Annotated in this window: 8 protein-coding genes; 1 reads left to right on the forward strand and 7 read right to left on the reverse strand. The window is 34.2% G+C overall.

Going from position 1 to position 7,945, the window contains the following annotated elements; all coding sequences use genetic code 11:
• Window positions 1-531: 531 nt before the first annotated feature.
• Window positions 532-1,890 (forward strand): DUF6600 domain-containing protein, encoded by a 1,359-nt coding sequence (locus ACNQGH_RS21600; RefSeq protein ID WP_417958088.1) that lies wholly within the window; start codon window positions 532-534, stop codon window positions 1,888-1,890.
• A 430-nt stretch (window positions 1,891-2,320) separates the two neighbouring features.
• On the opposite strand, the gene ACNQGH_RS21605 is transcribed toward ACNQGH_RS21600, so the two are convergent.
• The 7 genes from ACNQGH_RS21605 to ACNQGH_RS21635 all read right to left on the reverse strand — a co-directional run bounded on the left by ACNQGH_RS21605 (window position 2,321) and on the right by ACNQGH_RS21635 (window position 7,287).
• Window positions 2,321-2,716 carry a VOC family protein gene (locus ACNQGH_RS21605; RefSeq protein ID WP_417958089.1) on the reverse strand — a complete coding sequence of 132 codons (396 nt, stop codon included), beginning with the start codon at window positions 2,714-2,716 and terminating at the stop codon, window positions 2,321-2,323.
• A gap of 288 nt (window positions 2,717-3,004) precedes the next feature.
• Window positions 3,005-3,418, reverse strand: a complete 414-nt coding sequence (locus ACNQGH_RS21610; RefSeq protein WP_417958090.1) for a PH domain-containing protein — start codon at window positions 3,416-3,418, stop codon at window positions 3,005-3,007.
• A gap of 201 nt (window positions 3,419-3,619) precedes the next feature.
• Window positions 3,620-4,027, reverse strand: a complete 408-nt coding sequence (locus ACNQGH_RS21615) for a VOC family protein (RefSeq protein ID WP_417958091.1) — start codon at window positions 4,025-4,027, stop codon at window positions 3,620-3,622.
• 178 nt (window positions 4,028-4,205) lie between these two features.
• On the reverse strand, window positions 4,206-4,655 hold the full coding sequence (locus tag ACNQGH_RS21620; RefSeq protein WP_417958092.1) for an SRPBCC family protein: 450 nt from the start codon (window positions 4,653-4,655) through the stop codon (window positions 4,206-4,208).
• A gap of 99 nt (window positions 4,656-4,754) precedes the next feature.
• Complete coding sequence (locus ACNQGH_RS21625) at window positions 4,755-5,270, reverse strand: hypothetical protein (protein WP_417958093.1); 516 nt, start codon at window positions 5,268-5,270, stop codon at window positions 4,755-4,757.
• A gap of 492 nt (window positions 5,271-5,762) precedes the next feature.
• A complete protein-coding gene (locus ACNQGH_RS21630; protein ID WP_417958094.1) occupies window positions 5,763-6,668 on the reverse strand; it encodes an amidohydrolase family protein in 906 nt (301 codons plus the stop codon).
• A 253-nt stretch (window positions 6,669-6,921) separates the two neighbouring features.
• Entirely contained in the window at window positions 6,922-7,287 is a 366-nt protein-coding gene (locus ACNQGH_RS21635) for a nuclear transport factor 2 family protein (protein ID WP_417958095.1), read from the reverse strand.
• Window positions 7,288-7,945: the final 658 nt, after the last annotated feature.

Here is a 7,945-nt window from a genome sequence, read left to right on the forward strand (position 1 = left end):
AGATATTCTCTGAACACGACTATAAAATATTACAAATTTAGAACATGAAATTACTGAAGTTACTTAAAAAACTCTGTGGGGTAAGGGGGCATTGTGAACGTTTGTGATTAAAAATGAACCTTTCTTGAAAAAAACAACAATCTTTATCGGAACAAAAAATCTTTTTACCCATCAATAGTTTTGTTGCGACTTTTGGGTATTACTAAAACAATTTAAGGACTTATTCAAAAGGATGGAACCAGGACTCGTTGTCAAAATGCTTCTTAATACTCAAATAGTTGGCGTACTATTTAAATTATAGACAAAAAACCTTTGAATCTATTATCGCTGTTTTTTGTGCACCACTATTGATTTCAGTAAAGGACAAGATTCAACACCCAACTTTTCTAATAAAGGCTATTTTGAAATGCGGGAAGGATGCCTTATTTTAAAAGTTATTTAACAGATATAGACACGTAAAATACTTACCTTTAATACGATACAGTTAACTATGTTTTTTTTTAATCAACAGTTAATTAAACAATTATTACTATGAAAGCAACGGCTAAAATTTTTATTCTGTTCCTTGCTGTCAATTCGGTTATCTTAATGGCACCTCAAAAAGCAGCTGCACAGGTATCCATTAATTTCCAGATTTTTTATGACGATTTAAGCCCATACGGTGATTGGATTGATACCCCGGAATATGGATATGCTTGGGTCCCTAATATATCAGCTTCCTTTATTCCTTATAGAACTAACGGTTATTGGGTATTCACCAATGTCGGCTGGACTTGGGTTTCTAATTATTCATGGGGATGGGCACCTTTTCATTATGGACGCTGGTATTATGATCCTTATTATGAGTGGATCTGGGTTCCTGGTTACGAATGGGGTCCGGGATGGGTGACCTGGAGAAGATCTGCAGGTTATTACGGATGGGCACCGATAGGACCTGGTATTAGCATTACTATTGCCTATGGCAGTGGTTATCGGTTACCCTATAATTATTGGACCTGTGTAAGAGACAGTGATTTTGGAAGAAGTAACATTTATAATTATTATGTTCCTTCATCAAATAATGTTACTATCATTAACAATTCAACTGTGATAAATAATATTCAGAGAGACTATTCAACGCAGGTAAGATACAATGCAGGGCCCAATAGAACTGAGGTTCAAAGCCGAACCGGTACAACAATCTCCCCAGTAACTGTAAGGGAAAGAAATAGACCGGGTCAGAATCTGAGCAACAAAGAACTTCAGATATACAGACCACGGGTAGAAAAAAACAGGACTGCCGGACGAGGACCTGCCCCGTCCAAAGTGCGGGCGATGAAAGATCTGAAACCGGCTGTGCAAAGAAATGGTAGAACTCAGCCACAGAGAGAAAACCAACCATCGAGACAGCAGCAGCCTCAACAGCAACGTGATAACAGGCAACTTCAACGACAGCCTGATGATCAGCCAGCCAGACAGCAGCAAATTCAAAGGAAGCGTAATGACCAACCAGTTCAAAGGCAGCGTGATGATCAGCCAGACAGACAGCAGCAACGAATGCAGCAGGAGGCTAAAGAACAGCAGGCCAGACAACAACGAATGCAGCAGGAAGGTAGAGAACAACAGGTCAGACAGCAACGAATGCAGCAGGAGGCTAAAGAACAGCAGACAAGACAGCAACGAATGCAGCAAGAGGCTAACGAACAGCAAGCCAGACAGCAACGAATGCAGCAGGAAGCTAAAGAACAGCAGGTAAGACAGCAACGAATGCAGCAGGAGGCTAAAGAACAGCAAACCAGACAACAGCAAATGCAGCAGCAAGCCAGACAGCAGCAAGCCAGACAGCAACAAATGCAACAGCAACGAAACGATCAACCGAAACAACAACAAAAACAGAAACACAATGAGTAAGCGAAGCAGGAGCCGCATTAATTAGCTCCATCACGCAATTCAATGACAGCCTTACTATTGAGATATTAAAAGTGGACAATTTGAATCGTCGCAAACGACATTTAGAAGCATTAAAGAAACTTATTTTTTAAATAAAGCATCATTGAAAAATGAAATAAAAAAGGAAATGATTATTCACTTAATATCAGTTAGATGTCAGGTAGCGATAATTCCATTAATTGAGAGAAAAATTTAAATGCAATATTAAATCATAATTATCGACGATTTAATTTTCAGTCCATACTTAACTTACGGAAGTAATCGTATAATTAAAAAAACCGCAGCAAAATAGTTTTTTGTTGTGGTTTTTGTTTGGCGAGCCAGGTCATGACAGCTGTATTAATATCTTGTGAAATTGAGCTGCTGCTTTCGGCGGTAGTGTTTTCAATTTTTAAAGCATTTCAATAATTTGAATATTATTTCCACAAGTATCATTGAAAATAGCGATTTTCACTGTGCCCATTTCAGTTGGTTTCATGCTGAATTCAACTCCTAGGCTAACGAGTCGCTCATATTCTAGCTGAACGTTGCCCACATTGAATTGCGTATAAGGGATTCCTGCGTCAAAAAGTGCTTTTTGATATATTTTGGCTGGCTCAAAATGGTTGGGAGACGGCTCCAACAAAACTTCTGGCCCATCTTGTTCTTCCTTACTTACCACAGTTAACCATCTGCTATCTTCTCCTATTGGTACATCTACTTTTTTCACAAAACCCAATTTTTCGGTATAGAACGCTAATGCTTTTTCTTGGTCAAGGACTGGAATACCTATAACTTTTACTTTCATTTATTGAGATTTTAGATTTACTATTCCAAAGTTTCATAATCAGAATTAAACCGACTTTAAAAGCCCGAAAACTTCTCATTATTTGATTATTTCCGATTTTCAGTAATAATTTACTTAGATTTTTTTTCAATTTTAAATATAACAGTTAACTTGTTTATACTAGTCACGAAGTAATTACAATACATCAAAAAAATCAGGTTGGCTCCATGAGAATAAATAGTAGTCCGATTAATAAAAGCAAAAAAACTCACTCCAAAACCATCTCTTTTGGTCGATTTTCCAATTCAGCTAACTTTTTTCATATTTTACTTCAATATTTGGGTTAATTTCGGTTAGACTGTCTATGAAACCTTTTTTGTCTTTAGGAGAAACTAAAACACTATCAAATTTATTATAGATAATTTCCAGTCTATCAATTGATGTCGCTGCTGAACTTAAAATATTATTTGTTTCTGAAATTTTAAGAATAGTTTTAATACCTATATTTTCATTGAAAAGAAAACCACATTTTATGTTTAAGTTTTCTTTTTCAATCCTATATTTTGTTGTAATAAACATATGAGATATAAATGAGACGACGAGAAAAGTGAAAGCTATTCCAATCCAGCTTTTCTCTAATACTACTTTAATTGTCAATCCCCCAAATACTATTATAATTGGAATTACTAATTCAGGACCCAGTTTTGATTTGTAAGTTTTCATTTTTTATAAATCTGTTTTTGTTAATTTATTTACAAAGTAAATATATAAGATTTAAACTACAATTATTTTTTTTTTTAAAACTCCGATTCCTTCAAGTTTTCATTATTCGTAGTATGCACATAACGAAAACTTAGCTGTATGTATCTGCCATACTTATCCTATCGAGTTGTTCTTTTAAAACTTTCGACAGTATTTAAAATTTTATTTGGTGTAGCGCCACTGATGAGGCGGCTGCAAAAGTTCTATAAAATTACCGGAAGGGTCTATCAATAAAATTTGAGAACCACCAGGTCCGGTAATAATCTCATTACGAAAATGGAGTCCTTCTTTTTTAAGTCTGGCAACTTCGGCATTTATATCTTCAACAACAAGTTCAATACGGTTCCATCCGCCTGGAAAAGGTAGCGTTCCATCTGGCATAGCCCTACCGGCTGAACTGGTTCTTCCGCTAAGTAATAGTCGCAGGTTTCCTCTAACAACAGCTGCAAAGGCAGGTGCACTGTCCGTCACAACAGAGAAACCAAGATGTTTTGTATAAAAGGCAACAGCAGCGGCAACATCCTCTACCATATACCTGACGTTCACAAGGTTACTATTTGCATTATTCATTTTATTCTGTTTTTGACTTATTTGACAATAAAGCTTTTGAAGAATGAAAGAAAACTAGTAAAGAAAGATGCTGTCATTAAACTATTGGAGAACTATCTGAGAAAAAAATATGGGGTGTGTATGGGGTTTTGTTCGTCTACCTTAAAAAGTTGTTCACAAAAACGATTCACTAAATGATTTAAGCATCCGGAATTTCCGGCTCAACTAATTTAGCCAATTTCTCTAATGATTCCTGCCATCCTAAATAACACATTTCTGCCGGTATAACTGAAGGAATGTCTTCCTGAATGATTTTAAGTTCAGTGCCGCAAGAAACTTTCTTGAGCCAAATTGAAGTGGTCATTTCTCCCGGTAAATTAGGGTCGTCAAATTTATCAGTGTGCTTTAAGAATTCATTCGGTTTGATTTCCAAAAATTTTCCACCAAAGGAATGTCCGTTGCCCGTAGAAAAATTGGTGAAGGACATTTTATAAGTACCGCCTATTTGTACATCCATTTGATGAACTACAGCTAAAAATCCATAAGGAGGAAGCCAAAACGACAAAGCAGTAGGTTCGGTAAAAGCACGGTAAACTTTTTCGGGAGTTGCTTTAAGAACTCGATGTAATGTTACATTGTTATTTGACATATGATTTTTTTTTATAAATTATCCTACTCATTTGGCTTTTCGGTGTCGCCCTTTTTTAGAGTGGTTTCTGCTCCACTTTTATTTTATCAATTGTTGTCGTCACTTACTTTTTTTTTCTTCGTCAATAATTAGTTTCAAAGAATTGATATAATCGGTATCAAATTCTATAACTCTTATTTTGCTTTGCTTAAAACTCATTTCACCATCAAATTCCCCTTCGGGTCCCAAAAAATCTATTACCAGTTCTTCCTCATTTAGTTCTATGAGTTTACCGAGATAAACAGCTTTATCTGACTTTTTTGTAATCTGAAAAATCTCATATTTATCCGCTAGAAAATTTATAATTGAAGATAAATCTTTAAGCGGAATTATTTCCTCTGCGCTTGTTTTTAAACCTTTAAGTTTAATTACTCTTTCTGTGAATTCATGATCCTTATCTTGAATAATTGACTTTACATTTATGTTTTTTAATATCGTATAGCCATCAATTATAAAATCAACAGGATTGTTTTTTAGTAAAATCCAATCTTCAGTCCAATCAATGAGAAAACCACTAAAGATTTCTTTTTTATCGTCAAATTCTATTGAAATTAATTGTCGTAAGTATTTCTCCATTATATTTTTTTAAGTTTCGAGAGCAGTTTGCTTCTGCCGTCAGTACGTTTAAAAACTCCAAACGAACTATATTATTAATCAGAAAGTAAATATAAGAGATTAAAACTTTATTTAAAATTCTTTCTTTAAAAAATCATCTTATGCTTCTAAAAAAACAATCCGTAAGAAAGCGTTAAAAAGGGCTGTTTAAGTCCAAAAATGAAAGCCCCTTTTTAGATATTCTTTTTAGTCTTTAGTCGATTTTGGTTAAAGTTAAAAATCCGACATTAATTATAAGTTGAGAAAATCAATTCTACATCTGTCGATGGGCATTTGGTGGTTTTCTTCACCAAAATATTATAAAACTCCCATTGCTACTTTATCACTCCAACCAAGTCCCGGGTTTGAGCCCTAGTTTATTCCACAGGCAAAAAGATATGAAAAAGATATGAAAAAGAAACGTACAAATACAGCAAAAACAGCGTTGAGATAGCAGCTGTTGACAGTAGTATTTTACTTAATATTAAAAAACCGTGCGGCATTGTTATAGAAAATATTATCTTTTTGTGTCTTGTTTAAGAACGGAGCATTCTCTATGTTTTTTATAGACAGCGGTATTGCATCTTCCCAAATCATTTGGTCAGAACCATACATTATTCGGTTATCAAAACCAGCTGTAATCAAAGACTTTAAATAGCTATAAAACTCTTCTTTAGGAACTAACCAGTCAATAGCGGATATATCTACATATACTTGTGGATATACATACATCAGAGCTTTTGTCTCCTCCAAAAAAGGAAACCCCATGTGCATAAGCTGTATTTTTAGTTTCGGGTATTTATTTAATATTGGTTCAATAAGCAAAGGCCTGCCACTTTCTATTCTAAAATTTGGACAGCAGGTATATGGAGTCTTTGGAGCAGCGATTCCGGTGTGAATAGCTACTGGAATTCCTAATCTTTCGCAGATAGCCAAATAGGGCTGAAATCTTGATTCACTTAAATTTTCGCCGTCATACTGCAATCCAAGTTCTCCAAAAACTGCAAATTTATTTTCTTCATATAGTTTCTTAAATGTTATTGTATCTGGCAAATGATTATTTTGATGATCGGGATATTCTAATGAACTAATAAATCTTGAGGGATCTTTTACGATGTAATCTGAATTTATCTGGAGTGTTCCCGAACAAATTGCTTTTACAACATTATATTTTCGAAGTAATGCAATGTTACTATTGTATATTTCATCATTGCTTTGAGCATTGGGTAGTTTTCCTGTTATTGGGTTTGGGGGAATAGATGCACCATAGTCACCAGCAGAACGAGTATGAAAATGAACGTCAATTATTTTTCTTTTTTGAGAAAAAATGTTTTGAGAAAACAAAAATTGAATTAAGAATACTAATAAAAATTTATCCATTTTGATTTATTTGGGTTATACTAGTACTATCAAACAGCAAGTTATAAAATTATTTCATTCGAAAAACATGAATTAAACCCTGATGATCAGTATTTTAAAAAACAACTATTAGACAAACACCGCCCCTTAGAAGTCCTTAAACGAAGCTGTTTTTTCTATTTCTATTATGATTTAGATTTTTATAAGGCTGTTGGCAAAGGTTACTGCTGTTGGCGGTTCTTTTTTTTATCCTGTCTCTGTTAGTTATTATTTATTAAATTTGAAATCCACTTCCTGCAATTATTTTCCATGAATTATTAAATAATTTCCATATTCTTAAATATCTAAATTTTCCGTCAATAATTTGGTCGCCATATTTACCTTTTAAATGAACTGTAACCGCAACAGTAGAAATATTTTCAATAGTTTTTATTATTTGGTCAGTTGCCGAAATGTCATGAATAGTCATAATGCCCGAACGATAATTTTCAATATCCATTGATTTGGTAATTGTTTCTCCAGTAGCGATATTAAAAATTAAACTGTCGTGCAAAAGCTCTTCAAGAATCTTAATGTTGCCAATTTTGATTGCTTCTAAAAGTTTATTTTCACAATCAATTATTTGCTTTTCTTGTGTCATAATTTGTTTTGTCAAATTTCGTTCTTTTTCCGTTTTCGAGTCGCTCTACATGAATTACCAACGTCCCTGTGCTACAAAGGGTTTGGGACTAATTTCAGATTTACTTTTGGTTATCACTAAACTCCAAACACAAAACCATTTTCAAATTACGCCAGTAACCCATATCAATTGTAGCTGCTGTGCTTGTTGCACAACTTCAAATATATTAAAAATTAGTTGCATAAAAATACGAAATTTCGTATTTTTAAATCATACAAAAAAAGAAAAGGCTCTACCTAAAAATGTTTCCTAGCTCATTTGGATGATTTGGTAATCGCTGATAATTACTATAGACTACTTGAAAAAGCAATGATTTTAGATTTTTGTAAAAGGCTACTTGCCAAGTATCATGGCGATGAGGGTCAAGAGAGTATAGACCCAGACATTCGTTTACATAAAAAGGCAGTGCAAATGCACTGCCGCTCTTCATACATATTAGTCCAATTATTATTCTTTTTCTTTAAAATAATTAGCTCCCCACCTGTCATATCTCTTTTTCATCGTCTCTATTTTAGTTTGAAAAGAAGGCCAGTTTTTATTTTCCTTTGGAGACCATAACACTTCGCTCAAAGCACTCAAACGCGGAAATATCATGTATTCCACTTTGGCAGCAGTAGGC

This window comes from Flavobacterium kochi (assembly GCF_048286715.1).
Classification (GTDB): domain Bacteria; phylum Bacteroidota; class Bacteroidia; order Flavobacteriales; family Flavobacteriaceae; genus Flavobacterium.